The following is a 23,714-nucleotide window of genomic DNA, read 5'->3' as shown; positions in this document are numbered from 1 at the left end:
GCCGCGCCTGAACAGCGCGGCACGCGCCTGAACAGCGCGGCACGCGCCCGAACAGCGCGGGATGCGCCCGCGCAGCGCGGCCGGCGGGATGGACAAGCCCGGCCCGCCGCGCCATCTCGCCTCGCGCATGGAGCACGCGCCCCTCATCCTCACCCTGGACCTCGACGAGGCCGCCTTCGGGCGCTTCGACGCCGAGCGCCGCACCCATTTCCCGGCCGCCCTCAACCGCATCCCGGCCCACGTCACCCTGTTCCACCACCTGCCCGGGGAGGAGGAGCGCGGCATCGTCGAGACCCTGGCGGGCGCGGCGCGGGAGGAGGCCCCGGCCGCGGTCGCGGTGACGGGCCTGCGCTTCACGGGCCGCGGCGTCGCTTACGCGCTCGACGCGCCCGCGGTGGCGGCCCTGCGCGCGCGCCTCGCCCGGGCCTTCGCGCCCTGGCTCACCGCGCAGGACCGCCAGGGCTTCCGCCCGCACGTGACGATCCAGAACAAGGTGGCGCCCGAGGCGGCGCGGGCGCTGCACGCGCGCCTCGCCGCGGACTTCGCTCCCTTCCGCGTCACCGGAACCGGCCTGCTGCTCTGGCGCTACCTCGGCGGGCCCTGGGAGGCGCGGGGCCGCTTCCCCTTCGCGGAGGCCTCGCCCCGATGACGCGCGCGCTCGACCGAATCCCCCTGCGCGGCGGTGCCGTCCTGTGGCGGCGGCTGCGGCTCAACGAGGTCGGCCCGCTCGCCTCGCTGCTCGCCGTCAGCCTGTTCGGCTTCGGCTTCTTCAAGCTGGCCGGGGAGGTCTCGGAGGGCGACACCAAGGCGCTCGACGAGCGGCTGCTGCTGGCCCTGCGCCGGCCCGGCGACCCCGCCCAGCCGATCGGGCCCCACTGGCTGCCCGAGACGATGCGGGACATCACCGCCTTCGGCAGCGTCTTCGGCATCGTCTACGTCACCGCCTGCGTGGCGCTCTACCTCGCCGGCACGCGGCGCTGGCGGGCGGCCCTGTTCGTCCTCGCCGCGGTCGGGGGCGGCGAGCTGCTCTCGACGATGCTCAAGCTGGTCTTCCGGCGCCCGCGCCCGGACCTCGTCCCGCACGGGATGGAGACCTTCACGGCGAGCTTCCCGAGCGGCCACGCCATGCTCTCGGCGATCGCCTACCTGACCCTGGCGATCCTGCTCGCCCGGATCTCGCAGGGCCGGCGGGTCAAGGCCTTCGTGCTCGCGCTCGGGGTCGCGACGACGCTGCTCGTCGGGATCAGCCGGGTCTATCTCGGGGTGCACTGGCCGAGCGACGTGCTGGCCGGCTGGTGCATCGGCGCCGCCTGGGCCTCCCTCTGCTGGTTCGTCGCGCTGCAGCTCCAGCGCCGGCACGTGGTCGAGGCGCCCGATCCGCCGCCGCCCGCCTGAGCCTTGCGGCGGCGGCCCGGCTCTTCTAAGCATCATTCGCCGAAGGGGTCACCGGTTCGGCGGCGAAAAATCATGCGAGAACAAGGGGCTAAGCGGAATTGCGGCGTGCGATTCGGCTTCGCCAGGAGACGAGCCGAACGGAGAGGGACGGGATGGAGTACGAGAACATCCGGGTCGAGACGCGCGGGCGGGTCGCCCTCATCACGCTGCACCGGCCCGCGCAGCTCAACGCCCTCTGCGGGCCGCTGGTGGCCGATCTCAACCACGCCCTCGACGGCTTCGACCGCGACGACGGGATCGGCTGCATCATCCTGACCGGCTCCGAGAAGGCCTTCGCGGCCGGCGCCGACATCGCCGAGATGCGCGACCGCACCCATCCGGAATTCGCCATGGCGGATCCGTTCGGCGAGTGGGACAGGGTCGGCCGGCGGCGCAAGCCGATCATCGCGGCGGTGGCCGGCTACGCCCTCGGCGGCGGCTGCGAACTCGCCATGATGTGCGACTTCATCCTGGCGGCCGAGACCGCGAAGTTCGGCCAGCCGGAGATCAAGCTCGGGGTCATCCCGGGAGCGGGCGGCACGCAGCGCCTGACCCGGGCGGTGGGCAAGGCCAAGGCGATGGAGCTCTGCCTGACCGGGCGCCTGATGGACGCCGCGGAGGCGGAGAGGTCCGGCCTCGTCGCCCGGATCGTGCCGGCCGCCGACCTCCTCGCCGAGGCCTGGAAGACCGCCGAGACCATCGCGGCGATGTCGCTGCCCTCCGTCATGACCGTGAAGGCCTGCGTGGACCGCGCCTTCGAGACGAGCCTGAGCGAGGGCGTGCGCTACGAGCGCGGCGTGTTCTACGGCCTCTTCGCCACCGCCGACCAGAAGGAGGGCATGGCCGCCTTCCTGGAGAAGCGCAAACCCAACTTCGAGCACCGCTGATGACCATCACCTTCGCGCAGGTCGAGGCCGCCGCGCACCGCCTCGACGGCGTCGCCCACCGCACGCCCGTCCTCACCTCGCGCACGGCCGACCGGCGCACGGGCGCCCGCCTGTTCTTCAAGGCGGAGCCGCTGCAGCGGGCCGGCGCCTTCAAGTTCCGCGGCGCCTACAACGCCATCGCGGCCCTCGACGCGGCGGCGCGGCGGCGCGGCGTGCTGGCCTTCTCGTCGGGCAACCACGCGCAGGCCATCGCCTATGCGGGGGCGCTGCAGAACGTCCCGACCGTGATCGTGATGCCGCACGACGCGCCGGCCATCAAGGTCGCGGCGACGGCGGGCTACGGCGCCGAGATCGTGCGCTACGACCGCTACAAGGAGGATCGCGAGGCGGTGAGCCGCGGGATCGCCGAGGCGCGCGGCCTCACGCTGATCCCGCCCTACGACCACCCGGAGGTGATCGCCGGCCAGGGCACCGCCGTGAAGGAGCTCCTGGAGGAGACGGGGCCCCTCGACGTGCTCCTGGTCTGCCTGGGCGGCGGCGGGCTGCTCGCGGGCTCGCTGCTCTCGGCCCGCGCCCTGGCGCCGGATTGCGCCGTCTACGGCGTCGAGCCGGAGGCCGGCAATGACGGGCAGATGTCGCTCGCCAAGGGCGAGGTCGTGCGCATCCCGGTCCCGGTCTCGATCGCCGACGGGGCGCTCACCACGCATCTGGGCGCGCACACCTTCCCGATCATCCGCCGGGAGGTGACCGGGCTCGTCACCGTCTCGGACGCGCAGCTCGTGGCGGCGATGCGCTTCTTCGTGGAGCGGATGAAGCTCGTGGTCGAGCCGACCGGCTGCCTCGCGGCGGCGGCGGCGTTCGAGGGCGTGGTGCCGGTCGCCGGCAAGCGCGTCGGCGTGGTGCTCTCGGGGGGCAACGTCGATCCGGCGGCCCTCGCCCGCTTCCTCGCCGCATGACGGCCGCCGGCCCGGACGACCTGTTCGCCTACCTGGCCGATCTCGGCATCCCGGTGCGCACGGTCGCGCACCGGCCCGTGCACACGGTGGCGGAATCCCGCGACCTCAAGGCCGGGATGCCGGGCGGGCATTCCAAGAACCTGTTCCTCAAGGACAAGCGCGGGCGGCTGTTCCTGGTGGTGGCCCAGGCCGAGGCGGCGATCGATCTCAAGCGGCTGCACGGGGTGATCGGGGCGACGGGCCGGCTCTCCTTCGGCTCGGCCGAGCTCCTGGAGGCGGTGCTGGGCGTCAAGCCCGGCTCGGTCACGCCCTTCGGGGTGATCAACGACCGCGCGGGCGCGGTGAGCGTCGTCCTCGACGCCGCGCTGATGGCGCGGGACCCGGTGAATGTCCACCCGCTCCACAACGCGGCGACGACCGCGATCACGCCCGGCGACCTGATCCGCTTCCTGGAGGCGACCGGCCACCCGCCGCGGGTGATGGCGCTGCCGGCGCCCGAGGGAGACCCGCTTTAGGCGGGGCCCCGGGCGGGCGCCTCCCGCCTCACGGCCCCCGGGCGAGGCGCGCGCCCGCGGGGGCGATCACCACGAGGCTGCCGCAGGGCGGCGTCGCGGTGATGACCGCGCTCGCCACGCCCCACAGCCGCCCGCCGCCCGCCGTCACCACCGGCCCGCCCGAATCGCCGATGCAGACCTGGGCGCCCTCGCTGCGCGCGAAGGTGAGGCCGGTCGCGGTCATCGCCAGGGGCGTGAGGCGCGCGGTCTTCAGCGTCCCCGGCGCGCCGCCCGAGAGGCCGACCCCGGCGAGGACCAGCCGCCCGGGCAGGCGGCGCACGGGCCGGCCGACCGCCACCGGCGCGCGGTCGCGCACCGGCCGGGCGAGGCGCACCACCGCGATGTCGAGGGAGAGGGCCGCGAGGTTGATGCCGAGGTCCCCGGCCTCCGCCCCGTCGCGGTCGACCGCGAAGCGCGACACCGCCGCCGCCCGGTAGACCGGCCCGACCGGGTCGCTGCCGCGGTAGAACACCACCACGGCGCCGAGCGGGCTCTCGCCGATGCAGTGCGCCGCCGTGAGGACGAGGTCCCGCGCGATCAGGACCCCGGAGCAGCGGGTGACCTGGATGTCGTCGCCCGACTGGTTGACGGTGCCCAGCGCCACCGTGGCGCGGGCCAGGGCGTCGCGCGGTCGCGCCGGGGCGCCGCCCTCGATCGCCTGCGCCGGAAGATTGCCGGCCAGGCCCGCCGCGAGCCCGAGCAGCCACGGCGCGGCGCGGGTGAGGAGGCGCGGCCAGCGGCCCATGGCGACAGCTCCGGAGCTTCGATGCGGCATCCCGTCGGATCGACCCTAAGCATCATTCGCCGAAGGGGCCACCTCTGCTTGGGCCGGCGCCCCCGCGGCGCGAGCCGAGCCCATGCCCCGCCAGCCTGCGCCGCTCCGCCGCGGGATTAAAATGTCAGATCATCCGGGTGCGTTTTCGCACCTGGCGATAGATGAGCCCTGTCCTATCTCTGAAATCGCGATGCAACAGAGCGTTGTTTCATCGCGAAATCAGACGACAAGAGGATGATTGCGTGGAGACAATCGTTGCGGAACGATGGAACCCAAGGGCAGACGCGGCGCGTCCCGCGCCGCCGCGGGCCGAGGCGCGGGCGGGGCAGCGGCCGGGCAGGCGGGCGGTCCGTGCCGACCGCCCGGCATCCGACCGCCCGGCAGCGGACCGGGCCCCGGACCCGCGCACCGAACCGGCGGTCCGACCGGGCCCTTGACGCGGCGTTGCGCGCGGCCCCCCGCATGCCGGAGCACCCCGGCGGCCGCGCCGCGCCGGACACTCCCTCATCTCCCGACAGCGAGGATCTCTCCATGGACACGATCATTCAGGGCATCTCGACCTTCCGCGAGCGGGTCTTCCCGGGGCAGCAGCAGATGTACCAGCGCCTCGTGCGCGACGGGCAGCAGCCGAAGGCGCTGATCATCGCCTGCGCGGATTCCCGCGTCGCGCCCGAGCACATCACCCAGGCCGACCCGGGCGAACTCTTCGTCTGCCGCAACGCCGGCAACATCGTGCCGCCCTTCACGCAGCAGAATGGCGGCGTCTCCTCGGCGATCGAGTACGCGGTGGTGGCGCTCGGCGTGCGCGACATCGTGGTCTGCGGCCACTCGGATTGCGGCGCGATGAAGGGGCTGATGCAACCCAACGCGCTCGACGCGATGCCGAGCGTGGCCGCGTGGCTGCGCCATTCCTGCGCGGCCGAGCGGATCGTCTGCGAGGCCTACCCGCCGGACATCGACCCGGCCACCCGCCTGCGCGCGCTCGCCATGGAGAACGTGGTGGCGCAGCTCACGCACCTGCGCACCCATCCGAGCGTCGCCGCGGCGATGGCCAAGGGGGAGCTGCGCCTGCACGGCTGGTTCTTCGCCATCGAGACGGGCGAGATCCTGGCCTATGACGGCGAGGCCCAGCGCTTTCTGCCCTTCGCGGGCGATGCCGACATGCCGGTCGCCGAGGCGCCCGAGGCCCGCGCCGCGGCGGACATGCCCCGGGCCGCCGAATGAGCGGCGCGGCGCGGCTGAGCAGCCGCCAAAGAGAAGGGCGGCCCGGTTCTCCGGGCCGCCCTTGCCGACGATGTCGTGCCGGCAAAGTCGCGCGGATGCGCGACGCCCTCAGCGCTTCGAGAACTGGAAGCTGCGGCGGGCCTTCTTGCGGCCGTACTTCTTGCGCTCGACCACGCGCGGGTCGCGGGTCAGGAAGCCCTCGCGCTTGAGGGGCGAGCGCAGCTCCGGCTCGTAGTGGGTCAGGGCCTTGGCGAGGCCGTGGCGCACCGCGCCGGCCTGGCCCGAGAGGCCGCCGCCGGTGACCGTGACGACGATGTCGTACTGGTCGGCGCGGTTGGCGACCTGGAGCGGCTGCTGCAGGATCATCCGCAGCACCGGGCGGGCGAAGTAGGTCTCGACCGGGCGATCGTTGACCGTGATCACGCCGGAGCCGGGCTTGATCCAGACGCGGGCGACCGCGTCCTTGCGCTTGCCGGTGGCGTAGGCGCGGCCGTGAGCGTCCAGCTTCTGGACGTGGACCGGGGCCTCGTTCTCGGCGGTCCCGAGGGCCGCCTTGTTGGCCTGGCCGAGATCGGCGAGGGACTGAAGGGTCGCCATCTTACGCGCTCACGTTCTTGCGGTTGAGAGCGGCGACGTCGAGCGTCTCCGGCTGCTGGGCGGCGTGGGGGTGCTCCGAGCCCTTGTAGACCCGCAGGTTGCCGAGGATCCTCCGGAACAGCGGGCCGCGCGGCAGCATGCGCTCCACCGCCTTCTCGACCACGCGCTCGGGGAACCGGCCCTCGAGGATGTACTTCGCCGAGCGCTCCTTGATGCCGCCCGGGAAGCCGGTGTGGTGGTAATAGACTTTCTGATCGTACTTGCGGCCGGTGAACTTCACCTTGTCCGCGTTGATCACGATCACGTTGTCGCCGCAATCGACGTGGGGCGTATACTGGGGCTTGTGCTTGCCCCGCAGACGCATCGCGACGATCGACGCGAGACGGCCTACGACGAGGCCCTCGGCGTCGATGATCACCCACTTCTTCTCGACGTCGGCGGGCTTCAGCGAAAAGGTCTTCATCGCGCTGGAATCCCGAGAACTTTCTTCAGAAACAGGACGCCGCCACGCGAGGGGCGCGGCGGCGATGGCCGGGTGTGTACGCGAGGAGGGGGCGCCCGTCAATCGCTTTCGCCGGGGAGCACTGCGGAAAATATCCAATCGGACAAAGCGCTTGGTGCTTGTGGTAGCGTGATACCGCTAGTTACGCCGCGGCGGGATGGCGTAGGTGCCGGTGGCGTGGCAGACGAGGTCCGGCTCGCCCGCGCTGCGGATCAGCACCTCGCCGACCGCCAGCTGGCGGCCGAGCTTCATCAGCCGCGCCTCGCCGATCAGGTCGCGCGGCGCGGGCTTGCGCATGAAGTTGAAGGACAGGTTCGTGGTGACCGCGAGGGCGACCGGGCCGAGGCTCGCCAGGATCGCCGCGTAGAGGGCGAGGTCGGCGAGCGCCATCATGGCCGGTCCCGAGATCGTGCCGCCGGGCCGCAGGTGGCGCTCGTGATAGGGCAGGCGCAGGCTGGCCGTGAGCGGGCCCACCGACTCCACCACCGGGCCGGGGCCGCCGTGATGGATCTGCGGAAACACCTCGTCGAGGTAGGCGATCACGGCCTCGCGGCTCATCACGGGTTCGGTCGGCATCGGCTCCGGATCCGTCGGGGAGGGGCCCGCCTTGCAGCACGGGCCGGGCCGCCCGACAATGGGGCTCCGGACGAGGAGCCCTTCCGCCGCCATGGACGAGACCGCATCCCTGCTCACGCGCCGCGACCGGGACGGCGTCGCGACCCTGACGCTCAACCGGCCGCGGGCCCGCAACGCCCTGTCGCAGGCGCTGCTCGGCGCCCTGCTGGACGCCCTGGCGGCGCTCGGCGAGGACGAGGCGATCCGGGCGGTGGTCCTGGCGGCCGAGGGGCCGGCCTTCTGCGCCGGCCACGACCTCAAGGAGATGACGGCCTTCCGGGCCGAGCCGGACCGGGGCGCGGCGCGGTTCGCGGCCCTGTTCGACCTCTGCTCCCAGGTGATGATGGCGATCCCGCGCCTGCCGCAGCCGGTGATCGCGGCGGTGGAGGGGGTGGCGACGGCGGCGGGCGCCCAGCTGGTCGCCTCCTGCGACCTCGCCGTGGCCGGCGAGGCGGCGCGCTTCGCGACGCCCGGCGTGCAGATCGGCCTGTTCTGCTCGACCCCGATGGTGGCGCTGTCGCGCAACCTGTCGCGCAAGGCCGCGATGGCGATGCTGCTGACCGCCGAGATGGTCGAGGCGGCCGAGGCCCGGGATCTCGGCCTCGTCAACCGGGTGGTGCCCGCCGGGACCGCGCTGGCGGAGGCCGAGGCGCTCGCGCGCGGGATCGCGGCGCGCAGCCCCTACACGGTGCGGGTCGGGAAACGGGCCTTCTACGAGCAGATCGAGATGCCGCTCGCGGAGGCCTACGCCCATGCCGGCCGGGTGATGACCGAGAACATGCTGGCCCGCGCGGCGGAGGAGGGGATCGCCGCCTTCCTCGCGCGCAAGGGGTGAGGGCGGCGCGTGAGCGAAGCCTACATCCGCATTGCCGAAATGGGAGATGGCGACGCAATCCGTCGGATGTCGTATGACGCCGCGAGGTCCCACCAGCCGCCGCACCGGAACACGATGCCCCTCTCCGACCCCGCCCGCCACGACGATTACGACACCGAGCACCTGCGCGGCCTGCTGCGCGCGGTGCGCTCGATCGCCCTCGTGGGCGCCTCGGCCAACCCGGCCCGGCCGAGCTGGATCGTCACCAAGTACCTGCTGGAGCGCGGCTACGACGTCATCCCGGTCAATCCGGGCCTCGCCGGGCAGGATCTCCTCGGCCGGCGCGCGGTCGGGCGCTTGGCGGAGCTGGGGCGTCCCGTCGACATGGTGGAGATCTTCCGCAATTCCGAGGCCGCCGGCCCCCTGGTCGACGAGGCCCTGGCCCTCGACCCGCTGCCCAAGGTGATCTGGATGCAGCTCGGCGTGCGCAACGACGAGGCCGCCGCCAGGGCGGAGGCGCGCGGCGTCACCGTCGTGATGAACCGCTGCCCGAAGATCGAGTACGGCCGGCTCTCGGGCGAGATCGGCTGGACCGGGGTGAACTCCCGGATCCTCAGCGCGAAGAAGCCGAAGCTCTCGCCCAAGGGGTTCCAGAAGCTCACGATCGAGCAGCGCTGAGCCTCACAGCAGGGTGCCCCTCAGGATCACCAGCGCCACCGTGAAGTAGATCACGAGGCCCGACACGTCGACGAGGGTCGCCACGAACGGCGCCGAGGCCGTCGCCGGGTCGAAGCCGAGGCGCTGCAGGATGAAGGGCAGCATCGAGCCGGCGAGCGAGCCGAACAGCACGATGCCGATCAGCGCCGTGCCGACCGTCAGGGCAACCAGGACCCAGTGCTCGCCGTAATCGTAGAGCCCGGTCTTCTGCCAGATGAAAATCCGCACGATGCCGATCAGCCCGAGTATCGCGCCGAGCGTGATCCCGGCCGGGATCTCGCGCAGGGCGACCCGCCACCAGTCGCCGAGCTTCAGCTGATGCAGGGCGAGGGCCCGGATCAGCAGCGAGGTCGCCTGCGAGCCGGAATTGCCGCCCGAACTCATGATCAGCGGGATGAACAGGGTCAGGACGATCGCCTTCTCCAATTCGCCCTCGAAGCCCTGCATGGCGCTGGCGGTCAGCATCTCGGACAGGAACAGCACGCAGAGCCAGCCGGCCCGCTTGCGGATCATCTGCCAGAACGAGATGTCCATGTAGGGCTCGTCGAGGGCCTCCATGCCGCCGAAGCGCTGCACCTGCTCGGTCTGGCGCTGCACCATGGCGTCGATGACGTCGTCCACCGTGACGATGCCGATGACGTGGTTCGACTCGTCGACCACCGGGATCGCCAGGAGGTCGTATTTCGAGATCAGGCGCGCCGCCTCGTCGCGGCTGGCATCGGCGCTGACCACGATCGGGCGCCGCGCGGGGGCCACCGACAGGATGTTGTCGCCCGGCTCCCCCGAGAGCAGGCGCCGCAGGGGGACCGCCTTGGTGAGCGCCCGCGTGCGCGGATCGAGCACGAAGATCGAGTAGACGGTCTCGCGGGTGCGCTCGACCTCGCGGATGTGCTCCAGCGTCCGCCGGATCGTCCAGGTCGCCGGGACCGAGACGAATTCCGTCGTCATGATCGAGCCGACGCTCTCCTCCGGATAGGCCATCAGCTTGTCGACGGCGCCCCGGGTCTCCGCGTCGAGGCGGGCGCGCAGGTCCGACAGGCCCGGCTCCTCGATCTCCAGGAGCAGGTCGGTCACCCGGTCGGCCGACATCGCGCTGAGGTAGGACGCGACCCGGTCGCGGGGCAGCATCTCGATGATGTCCGCCGCGCAGGAGAGCTCGGGCTGGTCCAGCACCTCGACGGCCCGGTCGTGGGGCAGGCCCAGCAGGATCGCGGCGGCGACCTCGGGCGCCTCCTCGTTCAGGGCTTCGACGATGTCGGGGGCCCTCTCGTCGGAGAGGCGGGCGGCCAGCGCCGCCGGCTCGACGGTCCCGTCGAGGCTCAGGGTATCGATCATGGCTCACCTTCCTGTCGACCAGCCGTTCCGGGCCGGTCGTGGTGAGCCGCTCAGGCGCGAGCGGTCAGCCGATGGCTCGGGAACGGCACGGTCGGTCGACTGTGACTGTCGCTCGGCATGGGGTGGGGGTTCTCGGGATGAGCCCGCGGCGCGAGATGCGGGCGCAGGCTGAATGTTCCCTGCGCCTCGTCGCGCCCGGCGTCAAGGGGCGGAACCGTGGGCGCGGTGAATGCTTTTGAAGGGGCTCGCGGGCACCACGATCCCCCTTCTCGCCCGCCTCTCGCAGGAGCTTCGCATGGCGCCGCGCCGCAGCTTCTCGGACTTCGCGGCCGCCGTCGCCAGGGCGGCGGGCAAGCCCGTCACCTTCGCGCTCAGCATCGCGATCATCCTCATCTGGGCGGTCAGCGGCCCATTCTTCCACTACTCCGATACGTGGCAGCTGATCATCAACACCGGCACCACCATCATCACCTTCCTGATGGTGTTCCTGATCCAGAACACTCAGAACCGGGACGGCGCCGCGATCCAGGCGAAGCTCGACGAGCTGATCCGCGCGAGCGCGGCGCAGAACGTCTATATCGGGATCGAGCACCTGACCGAGGAGGAGCTCGACTCCCTGCGGGCGCGCTGCGAGGCGCGGGCCAAGACCGCCCGCGCCGCCGAGGCCGCCGACGCGGCGCAGGGCGCCGCCAACGCCAAGGCGGCGCGCGCCGCCGCCCGGGTCGTCGGGGGCTGAGCGGCGGGGCTCACCCGGGCTCCGGACCGACCTCCGGGGCGCCGGATCAGAGCGGCGGCAGCCGCCCGTGCCAGTCCGTGGCCTGCTGGTAGGCCTGCCCGATCCGCAGGGCCGTCGCCTCCTCGTAGCCGCGGCAGGCGATCTGCAGGGAGAGCGGCAGCCCCTCCGCGGTGAAGCCGCACGGCAGGGCGAGGGCGCAGAGTTCGAGGAAATTGCCGAAGCGGGTGAAGCGCGAGGGGACGACCGCCTGGTCGACCGCGTCGAGCGGGATGGCCGCGGTCTCGGTGGTCGGCGTCAGCAGGGCGTCGAGCCCCGCCATCGCCCGGTCGAAGGCGCGCTTCATGTCCTGCTGCAGGCGCCGCGTGCGCAGGTAATCCCGCGCCGAGACCGAGGCGCCCGACAGGATGCGGGCGCGCACGTCCTCGTCGAGGGGCGCGGCGAAATCCTCCGCGATCGCGCCGTTGTGGAAGTAGGCCTCGGCGTTGACGATCGCCGCGGCGTTGACGAAGTCGACGAAGCGGAACGGCAGGCGGGTGTCGACGATCTCGGCCCCGAGCCGGTCGAGGAGGTCGAGGGCGCGGTCGTAGGCGGCCAGCACCTCGGGGGCGCAGCCCTCCCGCTCGGCGGCGGGCATCCGGCCGAGCCGCATCCCGCGGACGCCGCGCTCCAGGCCGGGCAGGGGATCGACCGGCACCACGCCGCGGGTGTTCGGGTCGAGGGGGTCGGGGCCCTGGAGCACGTTGTAGAGCAGGGCCACGTCCTCGACGCTGCGCGCCATCGGGCCGGGCGTGTCGAGCGTGGTCGAGAGGGGCAGCACGCCCGCCGTGCTGACGCGCCCGACCGTGACCTTCAGCCCGGTGATGCCGCAGAAGGAGGCCGGCAGCCGCACGGAGCCGCCGGTATCGGTGCCGATCGCCCAGGGCGCCATCCGGCTCGCCACCGCCACGCCCGAGCCGCTGCTCGACCCGCCCGGAACGCGCGGGCGCGCCGGGTCCCAGGGATTGAGCGGCGTGCCCATGTGCTGGTTGGTGCCCCAGCCCCCGAAGGCGAATTCCACCGTGTGGGTCTTGCCGAGCAGGATCATGCCCTGCGCGATCATCCGCTTCGCGACCGTGGCGGAGGCGGTGGCGCGCTGGACCCGCCGGGTCATCGAGCCGCCGGTCGAGATTCGTCCCTCGACGTCGATCAGGTCCTTGAGGGCGACCGGCACGCCGTGGAGCGGGCCCACGGCGTGGCCGGAGCGGATCGCCCGCTCGGCGCCCTCCGCGGCGAGGCGCGCATCCGCCACGTAGACCTCCACGAAGGCGTGCAGCCGCGGCTCCAGCCGGTCGATCCGGGCGAGCAGCGCCTCGACCGCGTCGACGGGGGAGAGGCGCCGCGCCGCGATCGCCCGGGCGAGGCTCGCGGCCGACATCAGGGCGGGATCGGTCTCGCGCGGGAGGGCGTCGGTCGGGAGGGCGTCGGTCATCGGGGGCGTCTCCCGGGGCTGGGCATCGTTCCTGCCGCCGAAGCGGTCACCGCTTCGGCGGCGGGAATGAGGCGGGATCGAGAGCCTGAGCGGAATCGCCTGCGGCAATCCCGCTCAGGGCAGGCTCACGCGCGTGAGGTCGACGAACCAGGATTGGGGCGAGACGAAGCCCCGCAGCTTGGGCGACATGGCGCGGGCGTTGAGGTCGTGCACGATGTAGAGCCAGGGCGGGTTGTCGACGAGGCGCTCATGCGCCGTCCGGGTCGCCGCCGCGATCGCGGCCGGGTCGGTCGCCTCCGCCAGGGTGGCGAGGGCGGCATCGAAGGCCTCGTCCTTCCACTGCTCGAAGTTGAAGCCCTTCGGGGAAAAACTCGCCGACGAGAAGTAGCGCGCCATGATCCCGGCATCCGAGGAGGGCGAGCTGATGTTGAGCGCCGTCGCGCCCTGGAGCGCGGGCGCGTCCGGGGTGGCGCGGGCCGCGTTCAGCAGCACCTGCCACTCCACCACCTGGAACGTGACGTCGACGTTGCAGGTCTGCTTGAGGTTCTCCTGCAGGAACTCGTTCATGGGCAGCGGCTGCATCTGCCCGGAGCCCGAGGTCGAGATCATCACCTTGAGGGAGAGCGGCTTCCCGGCCGCGTAGCCGGCTTCCGCGAGCAGCGCCTTGCCCTTCTCCGGATCGAGCCGGTAGCGGTGGGCGGGGGCGCCGAAATTCGGGTCGCTCGCCTTCAGCCAGCCGACCGAGGGCTCGGCGGTGCCGTTCAGGAAGCCGACGAGGGCCTCCCGGTCGATGCAGTAATTGAGGGCTTGGCGCACCCGCACGTCCTTGAGCGGGCTGTTCGCCGCCCCGATGTTGAAGAACCACGGCCAGACATGCGGGTAGGAGCCGGTGGTGATGGTGAACCCCGCCTGCTTGAGCGAGGGAATGCCGTCCGGCGCGGGCGCCTCGATCCAGTCGACCTGGCCGGCGCGGAGGGCGGCGATGCGGGCATTCGCCTCGGGGATCGGCATCAGCCGCACCCGGTCGAGCTTCGCCCGGTTCTCCGCATCCCAGTAGCCGTCGTGGCGCTGCAGCTCGACCGCCTCGCGGGGCGTCACCTTGACGATGCGGAACGGCCCGGTGCCGGCCGCCGGCAGGGCGGCGACCTTGGCCCAGTCCCGCCCCGCCCTCTCGAACGAGGCCGGCGAGGTGAACAGCAGGTAGACCACCATGTAGGGGAAGTAGGAGGCGGGCGTGGTCGTGGTGATGGCGACCGTGTCGGCGTCGAGCTTCCGGTAGGAGTCGAGGAGCGGCACCCGGGCCCGGGAGATGCCGGCAGCGGGCGGCTCGTAGTGCGGGCTGTCGGGCTTGAAGTAGCGGTCGAGGTTCCAGATCACCGCGTCGGCGTCGAAGGGCGTGCCGTCGTGGAAGGTCACGCCCCGGCGCAGGTGGAAGATCCAGGTCCGCTTGTCCTCGGGCGATTGCTCGTAGCGTTCCGCCAAGCCCGGCCGCAGGGTGGCGAGCCGGTCGGTGCGGGAGAGGTCCCACAGCACCAGCCCCTCGAAGACCGGGTAGCCGAGGAAGCGCATGCCCTCGAAGCCGTTGTTGGGCATGCCGGTCGCGGTCGGCACGTCGGCGGCCGTCATGGCGATGCGCAGGACGCTCTCGGCGCCGGCCGGCGCCGCGCCGGCGAGGAGGCCGATCAGGGCCGCGGCGGCCGGCGCCGCTCGGGTCGGGACCGGCAGGGACGGGAGGCGGGGCGGGGTCATCGGGGCGATTCCGGGCGCGTTCTTGCGCCCGGCCGCCCGCAAGACTCGGGCCAAGACCCCGGCCAAGACTCCGGCCAAGACCCCGGCCAAGACTCCGGCCAAGACTCGGGCGCGACAAGGTTCTGCGCCAGTCGCTCCTCCCGACGCTCGCCGCCCCAGTGAATGCCGCCCGGCGGGCTCGGCCGGGCGGCAGCGGGCAACGCGGGAGATCGGCCGCACGGTGCCTCCGCGGCGGGTTGCCTCCGCGGCGGGTTGCCTCCGCGGCGGGTTGCCTCCGCGCGCGCGAGCGTGCAGCGTGACGGGCATGATCGCGATCGATTGGGGAACGAGCAGCGCCCGGGCCTACCGGCTCGGGCCGGCGGGGTCGGTGACGGAGCGGCGCGAGACCGGGCGCGGCATCATGCAGGTCGCGGGCGGGGATTTCCCGGCGGCGTTGCGCGACCTCGCCGGAGACTGGATCGCGGCGGGCGAGGGGCGGGTGCTCCTCTCCGGCATGATCGGCAGCCGGCAGGGCTGGCGCGAGGTTCCCTACCGGGCCTGCCCTGCCGGCCTCGCGGACCTCGCCGCGGGCGTCGAGGCGGTGCCGTTCCCGGGCGCGGCCGTGCGCATCGTGCCGGGCCTCAGCGCCCGCGACGCGTCCGGGATCCCGGAGGTGATGCGGGGCGAGGAGGTCCAGGTCTTCGGCGCCCTCGACGGACGGGAGGAGGCGCTGCTGTGCCTGCCGGGCAGCCACAGCAAGTGGGTGCGGGTGCGCGGCGGGCGAATTGCCGGCTTCGTCACCAGCCTGACCGGCGAGGCCTTCGCGGCGCTGAGGGAGCACACGATCCTCGGCCGCATGATGCGGGGCGCGCCCGAGCCGGGCGGGGCCTTCGACGCGGGCGTCGCCCGGGCGGCGGAGCCCGGCGGGCTCCTGCACCACCTGTTCGGCACCCGCACCCTCGGCCTGTTCGGACGGCTTCCCGAGGCGGAGGCGGCGAGCTACCTGTCGGGTCTGCTGATCGGTCACGACGTGCGGGCGAACCTGCCCGCCGGCGAGGCGGTGGACCTGATCGGGTCCGGGCCGCTGATGGCGCTCTACGGGCGCGCCATCGCGGCCTGCGGCGGAACGGCCCGGGCCGGCGACCCGGACGCGGCCCTGCGCGGTCTCGCGCGGATCGGGGAGACGATCGCATGGGAGTGCGCATGGGCGTGACGGAGTGGCTCGGGCGCTGCCCGCTGGTGGCGATCCTGCGGGGCGTGCGGCCGGACGAGGTCGAGGCGGTGGCGGCGGCCCTGGTCGCGTCGGGCATCGTCATCGTCGAGGTGCCGCTGAACTCGCCGGACCCGATCGCGAGCGTGCGCCGCCTCGCCGCCCGCTTCGGCGAGCGCGCCCTGATCGGGGCCGGCACGGTGCGGCGCCGCGAGGAGGTGGCGGCCGTGGCGGAGGCGGGCGGGCGGCTGCTCGTCACGCCCCACGCGGCCCCCGAGCTCGTGCGCGAGGCCAAGGCGCGCGGCATGGTGACGATGCCGGGCTTCCTCACCCCGGCGGAGGCCTTCGCGCTGATCGACGCGGGCACCGACGCGCTCAAGCTCTTCCCCGCCGAGGCGGGCGGCCCCGCCACCCTGCGGGCGCTGCGCGCCGTGCTGCCGCCCGAGGTGCCGCTGCTCCCGGTCGGCGGGGTCGACGCGCAGAGCCTGCCGGCCTGGCGCGCGGCGGGGGCTGCCGGCTACGGCTGCGGCTCGTCGCTCTACCGGCCCGGCGACGCGCCCGAGACGGTCGCCGCCAAGGCCCGCGCCCTCGTCGCGGCGCTCGCCGCCTGATCCCGGCGACCGCGCGGCGCAGGCGCCGTTGCCCTCACGCCGGTGTGTCCGGCAGCCGCAGCAGCGGCTCGCCCATCCGGATGCGGGTGCCCTCGGCGACGCCCTCGCAGAGGCGAAAGCCCGGGGGCGCCAGCACGATGATCGTCGAGCCGTGCTGGAACCAGCCCATCTCCTCGCCCTTGGCGAGCCTCGCGTCGCAGGGGAGGGTGCGCGGCCTCTGCGCGCGCAGGTCGAGGTCGGTGCCGAGGAAGCGCAGGCGCAGGCTCGCGACCAGGATCGCCGCCACCGGCACCAGCACGAGGGGGTGACCGCCGGCGGCGAGCCGGGTGCGGATCACCGCCCGCTCGTTCCTGCAGAACAGCGCCTCGACGCGCTTGAGCGCGATCGGGTTCACGTTCCAGGTGTCGCCCGCGATGTGGGTCACCGACTCGACCCTGCAATCGTGCGGCGCGTGGAAGCGGTGGTACATCGAGGAGGTCAGGCGCAGGGTCACGTAGGTCCCGTCGCGGACCTGCGCCACCGTGGCGGCGTCCGGCACGAGGTCGGCGAGGCCGTAGGGGAAGCCCTTGACCTGGAACACCCGCGTGCCCTCGATCGGCCCGCTCGCCCCCACGATCGCGTCGCAGGGGCTGGTGAGCAGCCCGGGATCGGGGTCGATCGGCCGCGCGCCCTCCTTCAATTCGCGGATGAAGCAGTCGTGCATGCTGCGGAACCGCGTCGTCCTGGCCTCGGACAGGTCGAGGTCCGAGAACAGCCGCCAGATCGCGATCGACGCGTCGCGCACCAGCGGGTTCTCGATCCGGCTGAACCAGCCGATGAAGCGGGTGGCGAGGCGCCGCGGGATGCGGTTGGTGAGGAGGAAGTTGAGGTCTTCCTGCGCGGCGATGCGGGCGAGGGTGGCGCGCAGTGTCATCGTGCCGTGAACTCGCCCCGGTACTGCGCCTGCTCATGATCGCGCATTGGTTCCTCCTCGCCCTCGCTCCCCTCGGCGTCGCCGCCGCCCTGAAGCTGCGCCGCCGCCTGCAACTCTCGCGGGCCAAGCATCGCTCGCTGACCGGCCACGCGCGGATGTCCCGGCGCGTCGCCGGCCTGATCCCGTTCTACGAGTACGGCCCGGACCGCTTCTTCCGGGCCGACGGCGCCCCCCAGCCGGTGGCCGAGCGCCGCCGGGCCGGGTTCGAGCGCCTCGCCGCCCTCTACCGGGATCGTTTTGCAGAAACGCGACGGCGCACCGCGGCCCTGCGCGACGGCCTGTCGGACCTGCAATTCACCAGCCTCTACCGGGTGCCGTTCCAGTTCGCGCGGCTCACCCGCGACCAGCTCGGCGCGGGCAGCTTCCTCGCCGAATCCTCGGGCGTGACGGTGACCGACCTCGACGGCAACGTCTTCTACGACCTCGCCGGCTCCTACGGGGTCAACCTGTTCGGCTACGACGCCTACAAGGCCTGCCTCGCCCGCGGGGCGGAGCGGGTGGCGGCGCTCGGCCCGGTGCTCGGCGCCTACCACCCGGTCGTGGAGCGCAACGTCGCGCGCCTGCGCGCGGTGTCGGGGCTCGACGAGGTCTCCTTCCACATGTCGGGCACCGAGGCGGTGATGCAGGCGGTGCGGCTCGCCCGCTACCACACGGGCCGCTCGCACCTGGTGCGCTTCTGCGGCGCCTATCACGGCTGGTGGGGCGACGTGCAGCCGGGCATCGGCAACCCGGTCCCGGCGCGCGACACCTACACGCTGAGCGAGATGTCCGAGCGGACGCTCGCGGTGCTGCGCGGCCGCCGCGACATCGCCTGCGTCCTCGTCAACCCGCTCCAGGCGCTGCACCCGAACCAGGGCGCGCCCTCGGATTCCGCCCTGGTCGACAGCGGCCGCAGCGCCGCCTTCGACCGCGCCGCCTATTCGCAGTGGCTCGCCCGCCTGCGGGAGGTCTGCACCGCGCGCGGCATCGTGCTGATCTTCGACGAGGTCTTCGTCGGGTTCCGCCTCGCGCCGGGCGGCGCGCAGGCCTATTTCGGCGTGAAGGCCGACATGGTGACCTACGGCAAGACCGTGGGCGGCGGCCTGCCGATCGGCGTGCTCTGCGGCCGGCGCGACCTGATGCGCCGCTACCGGGACGACCGTCCGGTCGACATCTGCTTCGCCCGCGGCACGTTCAATTCGCATCCGAGCGTGATGGGGGCGATGGACGCCTTCCTCGACGCGCTGGAGCGCCCCGAGACGCAGGCGCTCTACGAGGGGCTGGACGCGCGCTGGAACGGCCGGGCGGAGGCGCTGAACCGCCGCCTCGCGGAGGAGGGGCTGCCGGTCCGGGTGGCGAACCTCTCGACGATCTGGACCGTCCTCTACACGCGGCCGTCGCGGTACAACTGGATGTTCCAGTACTACCTGCGCGCGGAGGGGCTCGCCCTGTCCTGGGTGGGGACGGGCCGGCTGATCTTCAGCCTGAATTACGGCGAGGCCGAATTCGCGGCCGTGGCGGACCGCTTCGTGGCGGCCGCGCGCGCCATGGAGGCGGATGGCTGGTGGCACCCGCTCGCCCGCACCAACAAGCAGATCCGCTGCGCCATCCTGCGGGAGCTGGTCGCGGCGCGCTGGGCCGGCTGGCTCGGCGAGCGCGGCGGCGGGACGCCGGGCGCGGTCGCGGCGCCCGGCGCGGTCGCGGCGCCGGCCGCGCGCTCGGCCTCGTGACCGCAGGGCGGCTGCCCAGGCGCGGGAGCCGGCCCCGGCCGCTCGGCCCGGGCCGTCACCGGGGGACCCGGAGCGCGCCGGTCGGCCTCGGGCCTCAGCGCACCGCGTAGACGTCGTAGACCGGCCCGCCCGGGAGCCGCTGCCCGACGCCGACCGCGAGGAGGCGGGCGAGCCAGGCGAGGTCGGCCGCCGCGGTCTCGAAGCGCATCGCCGCGCGGAAGTAGTACGCCCCCGGATCCACCGCCTCGCCGCGCCCGACGCGCTCCAGCACCTCGGGCGGCCCCGCCCGCAGGCCCGTATACTGGCAGGCGATCAGCCCGCCCCCGGCCTCCCTGAGGGTCAGGCGGACGTCGAGATGGGTCGTGCCGTCGGGCTCCACCCGCAGCCAGTCGGCCCCGCCGCCCGGGACGACCTCGCCGCGCAGGCGCGGCCCCGCGAAGTGCCCGCCCGCGACCGGCACGATGCGCAGGGCCCCGCCGCGGCTCGGCCCGATCCCCTGCGGCGCGTCCACCGCGAGGGTCAGCCGGAACAGGAACTCGGTCTCGAGCGGGAGGGGGGTGTCCATGGCGGATCTCCGGTCCATCCGGCCGGGCCGGATCCCGCCCATCATCGGCGCCGGCGGGCCGCGCGCAATCCCGGAGAGACCGTCGGCTGCCCGCAGATGCGCCGGCGCGGGCGGTCGAGGCCAGTATTTTAGAGTTCATCAACCCTACTTTTTTACCTGAATTTATCGTGACGCGAGCGAGGATGACCCGTCCGATCCACTTCCTCACGCTGCGTCAGCGGCAGGGTCCGTCGCCATGCGCTTCGTCCGCTCATCCAGGTCCGGCGCCCGCCGGCTGCTCGGGGCCGGCCCGGTGCTCGCCGCCCTCGCGGGGCCGGTCGCGGCGAAGCCCGTCGTGCTCGGCGACAGCATCGGGGTCGGCATCGCCGCGGCGGCGGGCGCGCCGCGCCTCGCCCACAACAGCGTGGCGATCCGGGGCGACGACGCCCTGCAGCAGATCCGCCGGACCGCCCCCGGAAGCCTCGCCCTGCTCAGCCTCGGCACCAACGACGCGGTCGGCGGCGCCCGGGACGTCGCGCCCGCCATCGACCGGCTGGTCGCGGCGGCGCGGGCCGGCCGGCTGCGGCTGGTCTGGGTCGGCCCGCCCTGCGTGTTCAAGCCCTGGAACGCCGAGGCGGCGCGCCTCGACGCGATCCTGCGCGGCCGGCTCGGGGGGGAGGTGACCTACGTGAGCCTCGCCGACCGGGCGATCTGCGACCGGCGCCTGCGCGCCGCGGACGGCGTGCACTTCACCGCCGCCGGCTACGCCCTGATCTGGCGGGTCCAGGCGGCGGTCGGGATCGCGCCCGCCCGGCCGGTCGCGGGATCGGTGGCGGCGGGTCCGGCCCTGAGGCCGGTCCTGCCCTGACGATGAGCGCCGCGGATCCCGCGATGATGAGGGGGACACGGATGGTGCAAGCGACCCGTCTCTCGCGCCGCGCGCTGCTCGGCGGCCTCGCGGGCCTCGCGGCCGCGCCCCGGGCGCGGGCCGCCGCCGGCGACGAGATCCGCATCGCCTTCGTGGGCGATTCCCTGGCGGACGGGATCTGGGGCGGCGCCTTCCGCCTCGCCTCCCGGGAGCCCTGCCTCGGGGGGCGGATCAGGCTCGGGCGCTTCGCCGAGAACGGGACCGGCCTGACGCGGCCGGCGAAGTTCGACTGGGTGGCGCAGAGCCGCACCGTCGCCGAGACGTTCCGGCCCACGCTCGCCGTCGTGTCCCTCGGGCTCAACGATCGCCAGAGCATCGTGGAGGCGGGCCGCGCCCGGCTCGACCTCGGCACGCCGGCCTGGCGCAGCCGCTACGCCGAATTGGCCCAGGCGGTCGCCCGCAACCTCGCGCCGGCGGGCGGGGGGAGCGTGCTGTGGCTCGGCCTGCCGGTGCTGCGCGACCGGGCGAGCCAGGACGACGCGGCCGAGAAGAACGCGATCTTCGCGCAGGCCCTGCGCGACCTCGCCGCCCCGCGGACCCGCTTCGTCGCGCCCTGGCGCCAGGACCCCTCCGGCCCCGACAGTTTCCAGCCCTACGGGCCGGACCTGCACGGGGCCAAGGTGCAGATCCGCGCCCCCGACGGGATCCACTTCACGGCCGCCGGCTACGACGTGCTGGCGGCCCACCTGCTGCGCGCGGCGGCCGATCTCCTGGCGGAGCAGGGCGTCGCGCTCACCTTCCCGTGCCGGCGCTGAGGCGGGGCGCGCGGCGGCTGCGGCTCCTCGCCGGGCTGCTGCCGGCCTGCGCGGCGCAGGCGGGGGCGGAGCCGCGCGCCGCCGTCTCGATCCTGCAGATCGGCGACAGCCACACGGCGGCCGATCTCTTCACCGGCGCCGCGCGGGCGCTGCTGCAGGCGCGCTACGGGGAGGGCGGCGCGGGCTACCTGCCGCCCGGGCGGCCGCACCCGGGCGTTCGCGACGGCCGGTTCGCCGCGACGGCGAGCGCGGGCTGGCGCTTCGCGAGCATCCAGCGCTCCGCGACGCCCGAGGCCTTCACGCTCTCGGGCTTCACCGCCAGCGCCCGCGGCGCCGGGGAGGTGCTGCGGCTCGCGGCCGATCCCCCGGCGCCCTACGGGCTGATCGAGATCGAGGCGCGGACGGGGCCGGGCGCGGGGGCGATCGAGATTCGGGTCGACGGGGAGCGCGTCCGCACGGCCTCCCTGCGGGCCGCCGCGCCGGGCTGGACCCTGCTGCGGCTCCCGGCCCCGCGCGGCGGCCCGGCCGCCCTGACCACGCTGGCGATCCGCACGACCGGCCCGGGCCCCGTCACCCTCGCGAGCATCGGCCTCTTCCGGCCCGGGGGTGGGGTGACCTACAGCCATCTCGGCTTTCCGGGCGCCACCGTCGACGTCCTGGCGCGCTTCCCCGCGCCGGTGATCGCCCGCGACCTGCGGCGCCTGCGGCCCGACCTGATCGTGCTGGCCTTCGGCACCAACGAGGGGTTCGACGACGCCCTCGACCCGGCCGCGTACCGGGCGCGCTACCGCGCCGCCCTGCGCCGGCTGCGCGCCGCGGCGCCGCGGGCGCGGCTGGTGGTGATCGGGCCGCCCGCGGCCGGACGGGCCGGCCCCGGCTGCGGGGCCGGGGAGGGCGCCTGCGCGCCCGCGGCCGCCCCCGCCAAACAGGGCGCCTGCGCCGTCCCGCCGCCGCCGAAGCTCGACGCCGTGCGCGCGGCGCAGCGGCAGGTCGCGGCGGAGGAGGGGGCCGCGTTCTGGGACTGGGCCGCCCTGATGCCGCCGGACTGCCCCGCCGAGGCATGGCGGCGCCTCGACCCGCCCCTGATGTCCAAAGATCACATTCATTTTACGAAGCTGGGATATAGCCTAAGCGGCCGCGCCTTCGCGGAATTCCTCGATCCGATCGTGCAACGAACGTTGGAGGAGGCCCATGCTGTTCCCAACGATTGAGTTTGCACTGTTCTTCATGGCGGTTCTGCCGCTGACTTGGGCGCTCAATCGCCGGAACGAGCTCAAGAAACTGATGCTCGTGGGAGTGAGCTACGCCTTCTACAGCTGCTGGAGCGTCGCCTTCCTGCCGCTCCTGGTGCTCTCCTCGGTGGGGAATTACGGCTTCGGCCGCCTCATCGCGGCCTGCGAGGGACCGCGCCGGCGCGGGATGGCCGTGGGCTGCGCGGTCGCGCTCAACCTCGCGCCGCTCTGCTACTTCAAGTACTATGACTTCGCGGCCGCGCAGCTCCAGAGTCTCGCGGACCTCGCCGGATGGCCCGTCGCGCTCGGCTCGACGGGGCTCGCCGTGCCGGTGGCGATCTCGTTCCTGACCTTCCACGGCATCTCCTACGTGGTCGACGTGCATCGCCGGACGATCCCGGCCTCGCGCTCGCTCCTCGACCTGATGCTCTACGTCAGCTTCTTTCCCCACCTCGTGGCCGGCCCGATCGTGCGGGCGGCGGAGTTCCTCGGGCAGCTCGCCCGTCCGTCCGATCCCGGCCGGATCGACCTGTCCGGGAGCGCGCTGCTGATCCTCGGCGGGTTGTTCAAGAAGGTCGTGGTGGCGAGCCACCTCTCGGTCCTCTACGTGGATCCGGTCTTCACCAATCCGGGCGCCTACGGCAGCGTCGACCTGATCCTCGCGGCCTACGCCTACGCCATCGTCATCTACTGCGATTTCAGCGCCTACACGGACATCGCGATCGGCGTCGCGAACCTCCTCGGCTACCGCTTCCCGCAGAACTTCGACCAGCCCTACATCGCGCTCTCGCTGCAGGAATTCTGGCGGCGCTGGCACATCACGCTGTCGTCGTGGCTGCGGGACTACCTCTACGTCCCGCTCGGCGGCAGCCGGGGCGGCCGGCTGCTCACGCTGCGCAACCTCGTCCTGACGATGGTGCTCGGCGGCCTGTGGCACGGGGCGGGCCTGCAATTCCTGGTCTGGGGCGCCCTGCACGGGGTCGGGCTCGCGGCCGAGCGCGGGCTGCGCGAGGCCACCGACCCGAGGGGCCGCCTGCGCGGCTTCCTGCGCAGCGAGGCCGGCGAGGCCCTGCGCTGGATCCTGGTCTTCCACTTCGTCTGCTTGGCCTGGATCTTCTTCCGGGCGCCGGATTGCGCCAGCGCGCTCGACTACCTCGCGGCGATCAGCCGGGGCCTCGGCGGGCCCGCCCCGCTCGCCGCCACGCCGCTCGTCCTCGCGCTGATGGCGGCCGGGGCCGCCACGCAGCTCGCGCCGCCCGCCCTCGCCGCGGCCGCCCGCTCCCTCTACGGGGGCGCCGGCCTGCCCGCCAAGGTCGCGCTCGGCACCGCGCTCGCGTGGCTCGTGGCGATGCTGTCGCCCTCCGGCGTGGCGCCCTTCATCTACTTCCAGTTCTGACCCGAGGAGATCGC

25 protein-coding genes are annotated in these 23,714 nt (G+C 73.6%); 16 read left to right on the top strand and 9 right to left on the bottom strand.

Going from position 1 to position 23,714, the window contains the following annotated elements:
• Window positions 1-88: 88 nt before the first annotated feature.
• The 5 genes from MET2598_RS0102080 to MET2598_RS0102060 all read left to right on the top strand — a co-directional run bounded on the left by MET2598_RS0102080 (window position 89) and on the right by MET2598_RS0102060 (window position 3,792).
• Complete coding sequence (locus MET2598_RS0102080) at window positions 89-649, top strand: 2'-5' RNA ligase family protein (protein ID WP_198293050.1); 561 nt, start codon at window positions 89-91, stop codon at window positions 647-649.
• Window positions 646-1,395, top strand: a complete 750-nt coding sequence (locus tag MET2598_RS0102075) for a phosphatase PAP2 family protein (RefSeq protein WP_012334334.1) — start codon at window positions 646-648, stop codon at window positions 1,393-1,395. The genes MET2598_RS0102080 and MET2598_RS0102075 overlap by 4 nt, the downstream gene beginning before the upstream one ends.
• Before the next feature lie 152 nt (window positions 1,396-1,547).
• On the top strand, window positions 1,548-2,321 hold the full coding sequence (locus MET2598_RS0102070; RefSeq protein ID WP_018259722.1) for an enoyl-CoA hydratase: 774 nt from the start codon (window positions 1,548-1,550) through the stop codon (window positions 2,319-2,321).
• Window positions 2,321-3,277 (top strand): threo-3-hydroxy-L-aspartate ammonia-lyase, encoded by a 957-nt coding sequence (locus tag MET2598_RS0102065; protein ID WP_018259721.1) that lies wholly within the window; start codon window positions 2,321-2,323, stop codon window positions 3,275-3,277. The genes MET2598_RS0102070 and MET2598_RS0102065 overlap by 1 nt, the downstream gene beginning before the upstream one ends.
• Window positions 3,274-3,792 carry a prolyl-tRNA synthetase associated domain-containing protein gene (locus MET2598_RS0102060; RefSeq protein ID WP_018259720.1) on the top strand — a complete coding sequence of 173 codons (519 nt, stop codon included), beginning with the start codon at window positions 3,274-3,276 and terminating at the stop codon, window positions 3,790-3,792. Before MET2598_RS0102065 ends, MET2598_RS0102060 begins: the two co-directional genes overlap by 4 nt.
• 28 nt (window positions 3,793-3,820) lie before the next feature.
• On the opposite strand, the gene MET2598_RS0102055 is transcribed toward MET2598_RS0102060, so the two are convergent.
• Window positions 3,821-4,576: a trypsin-like serine protease gene (locus MET2598_RS0102055; protein WP_018259719.1), complete on the bottom strand. Its 756-nt coding sequence runs from the start codon at window positions 4,574-4,576 to the stop codon at window positions 3,821-3,823.
• A gap of 561 nt (window positions 4,577-5,137) precedes the next feature.
• On the opposite strand from MET2598_RS0102055, the gene MET2598_RS0102050 reads away from it, so the two are divergent.
• Window positions 5,138-5,830, top strand: coding sequence for a carbonic anhydrase (locus tag MET2598_RS0102050; RefSeq protein ID WP_018259718.1), 693 nt, complete (start codon window positions 5,138-5,140; stop codon window positions 5,828-5,830).
• 108 nt (window positions 5,831-5,938) lie between these two features.
• On the opposite strand, the gene rpsI is transcribed toward MET2598_RS0102050, so the two are convergent.
• The 3 genes from rpsI to MET2598_RS0102035 form a co-directional block, all read right to left on the bottom strand.
• A complete protein-coding gene (gene rpsI / locus MET2598_RS0102045) occupies window positions 5,939-6,427 on the bottom strand; it encodes a 30S ribosomal protein S9 (protein ID WP_012334340.1) in 489 nt (162 codons plus the stop codon).
• Window position 6,428: 1 nt separating this feature from the next.
• Window positions 6,429-6,890, bottom strand: coding sequence for a 50S ribosomal protein L13 (gene rplM / locus MET2598_RS0102040; protein ID WP_012334341.1), 462 nt, complete (start codon window positions 6,888-6,890; stop codon window positions 6,429-6,431).
• Between the two features lie 177 nt (window positions 6,891-7,067).
• Window positions 7,068-7,505 (bottom strand): PaaI family thioesterase, encoded by a 438-nt coding sequence (locus tag MET2598_RS0102035; protein ID WP_018259717.1) that lies wholly within the window; start codon window positions 7,503-7,505, stop codon window positions 7,068-7,070.
• A 91-nt stretch (window positions 7,506-7,596) separates the two neighbouring features.
• On the opposite strand from MET2598_RS0102035, the gene MET2598_RS0102030 reads away from it, so the two are divergent.
• Window positions 7,597-8,379, top strand: coding sequence for an enoyl-CoA hydratase (locus MET2598_RS0102030; RefSeq protein WP_012334343.1), 783 nt, complete (start codon window positions 7,597-7,599; stop codon window positions 8,377-8,379).
• 114 nt (window positions 8,380-8,493) lie between these two features.
• The gene (locus MET2598_RS0102025; protein ID WP_018259716.1) at window positions 8,494-9,036 is read left to right on the top strand and encodes a CoA-binding protein; all 543 of its coding nucleotides are present in this window, start codon (window positions 8,494-8,496) and stop codon (window positions 9,034-9,036) included.
• Between the two features lie 3 nt (window positions 9,037-9,039).
• Here the strand turns inward: MET2598_RS0102025 and mgtE are convergent, their stop codons facing one another.
• Window positions 9,040-10,410 carry a magnesium transporter gene (gene mgtE, locus MET2598_RS0102020; protein WP_012334345.1) on the bottom strand — a complete coding sequence of 457 codons (1,371 nt, stop codon included), beginning with the start codon at window positions 10,408-10,410 and terminating at the stop codon, window positions 9,040-9,042.
• Between the two features lie 295 nt (window positions 10,411-10,705).
• Here mgtE and MET2598_RS0102015 point away from each other — a divergent pair, with 295 nt between their 5' ends.
• Window positions 10,706-11,146: a low affinity iron permease family protein gene (locus MET2598_RS0102015; RefSeq protein ID WP_026190461.1), complete on the top strand. Its 441-nt coding sequence runs from the start codon at window positions 10,706-10,708 to the stop codon at window positions 11,144-11,146.
• Between the two features lie 46 nt (window positions 11,147-11,192).
• Here MET2598_RS0102015 and MET2598_RS0102010 read toward each other — a convergent pair whose 3' ends face one another.
• Together MET2598_RS0102010 and MET2598_RS0102005 are read right to left on the bottom strand one after the other, a co-directional pair.
• On the bottom strand, window positions 11,193-12,614 hold the full coding sequence (locus MET2598_RS0102010; RefSeq protein WP_018259714.1) for an amidase: 1,422 nt from the start codon (window positions 12,612-12,614) through the stop codon (window positions 11,193-11,195).
• 114 nt (window positions 12,615-12,728) lie between these two features.
• Window positions 12,729-14,363, bottom strand: a complete 1,635-nt coding sequence (locus tag MET2598_RS0102005; RefSeq protein ID WP_051086557.1) for an ABC transporter substrate-binding protein — start codon at window positions 14,361-14,363, stop codon at window positions 12,729-12,731.
• A gap of 304 nt (window positions 14,364-14,667) precedes the next feature.
• On the opposite strand from MET2598_RS0102005, the gene MET2598_RS0102000 reads away from it, so the two are divergent.
• Complete coding sequence (locus MET2598_RS0102000; protein ID WP_026190459.1) at window positions 14,668-15,555, top strand: 2-dehydro-3-deoxygalactonokinase; 888 nt, start codon at window positions 14,668-14,670, stop codon at window positions 15,553-15,555.
• Window positions 15,546-16,163, top strand: a complete 618-nt coding sequence (locus MET2598_RS0101995; protein ID WP_018259711.1) for a 2-dehydro-3-deoxy-6-phosphogalactonate aldolase — start codon at window positions 15,546-15,548, stop codon at window positions 16,161-16,163. Before MET2598_RS0102000 ends, MET2598_RS0101995 begins: the two co-directional genes overlap by 10 nt.
• 34 nt (window positions 16,164-16,197) lie before the next feature.
• Here MET2598_RS0101995 and asd read toward each other — a convergent pair whose 3' ends face one another.
• On the bottom strand, window positions 16,198-17,076 hold the full coding sequence (gene asd, locus MET2598_RS0101990; protein ID WP_018259710.1) for an archaetidylserine decarboxylase: 879 nt from the start codon (window positions 17,074-17,076) through the stop codon (window positions 16,198-16,200).
• A 35-nt stretch (window positions 17,077-17,111) separates the two neighbouring features.
• Between asd and MET2598_RS0101985 the strand changes: the two genes are divergently transcribed.
• Window positions 17,112-18,845 carry an aminotransferase class III-fold pyridoxal phosphate-dependent enzyme gene (locus MET2598_RS0101985; protein ID WP_018259709.1) on the top strand — a complete coding sequence of 578 codons (1,734 nt, stop codon included), beginning with the start codon at window positions 17,112-17,114 and terminating at the stop codon, window positions 18,843-18,845.
• A gap of 94 nt (window positions 18,846-18,939) precedes the next feature.
• Here the strand turns inward: MET2598_RS0101985 and MET2598_RS0101980 are convergent, their stop codons facing one another.
• Window positions 18,940-19,410, bottom strand: coding sequence for a DUF3237 domain-containing protein (locus MET2598_RS0101980; RefSeq protein ID WP_012334353.1), 471 nt, complete (start codon window positions 19,408-19,410; stop codon window positions 18,940-18,942).
• Between the two features lie 235 nt (window positions 19,411-19,645).
• Between MET2598_RS0101980 and MET2598_RS0101975 the strand changes: the two genes are divergently transcribed.
• From MET2598_RS0101975 to MET2598_RS0101960, 4 genes are read left to right on the top strand one after another with little or no spacing between them, the layout of a single operon-like run.
• Window positions 19,646-20,257, top strand: coding sequence for a GDSL-type esterase/lipase family protein (locus MET2598_RS0101975; protein WP_018259708.1), 612 nt, complete (start codon window positions 19,646-19,648; stop codon window positions 20,255-20,257).
• Window positions 20,258-20,298: 41 nt separating this feature from the next.
• Entirely contained in the window at window positions 20,299-21,072 is a 774-nt protein-coding gene (locus MET2598_RS0101970; protein WP_012334355.1) for a DUF459 domain-containing protein, read from the top strand.
• Entirely contained in the window at window positions 21,060-22,283 is a 1,224-nt protein-coding gene (locus MET2598_RS0101965) for a GDSL-type esterase/lipase family protein (RefSeq protein WP_012334356.1), read from the top strand. The genes MET2598_RS0101970 and MET2598_RS0101965 overlap by 13 nt, the downstream gene beginning before the upstream one ends.
• Window positions 22,264-23,700, top strand: a complete 1,437-nt coding sequence (locus tag MET2598_RS0101960; protein ID WP_026190458.1) for an MBOAT family O-acyltransferase — start codon at window positions 22,264-22,266, stop codon at window positions 23,698-23,700. The genes MET2598_RS0101965 and MET2598_RS0101960 overlap by 20 nt, the downstream gene beginning before the upstream one ends.
• The last annotated feature ends 14 nt before the right edge of the window (window positions 23,701-23,714 follow it).

Origin of the sequence: Methylobacterium sp. WSM2598 (genome assembly GCF_000379105.1) — a bacterium.
GTDB lineage: Bacteria > Pseudomonadota > Alphaproteobacteria > Rhizobiales > Beijerinckiaceae > Methylobacterium.
This window is presented reverse-complemented; position numbering and strand designations above follow the sequence as displayed.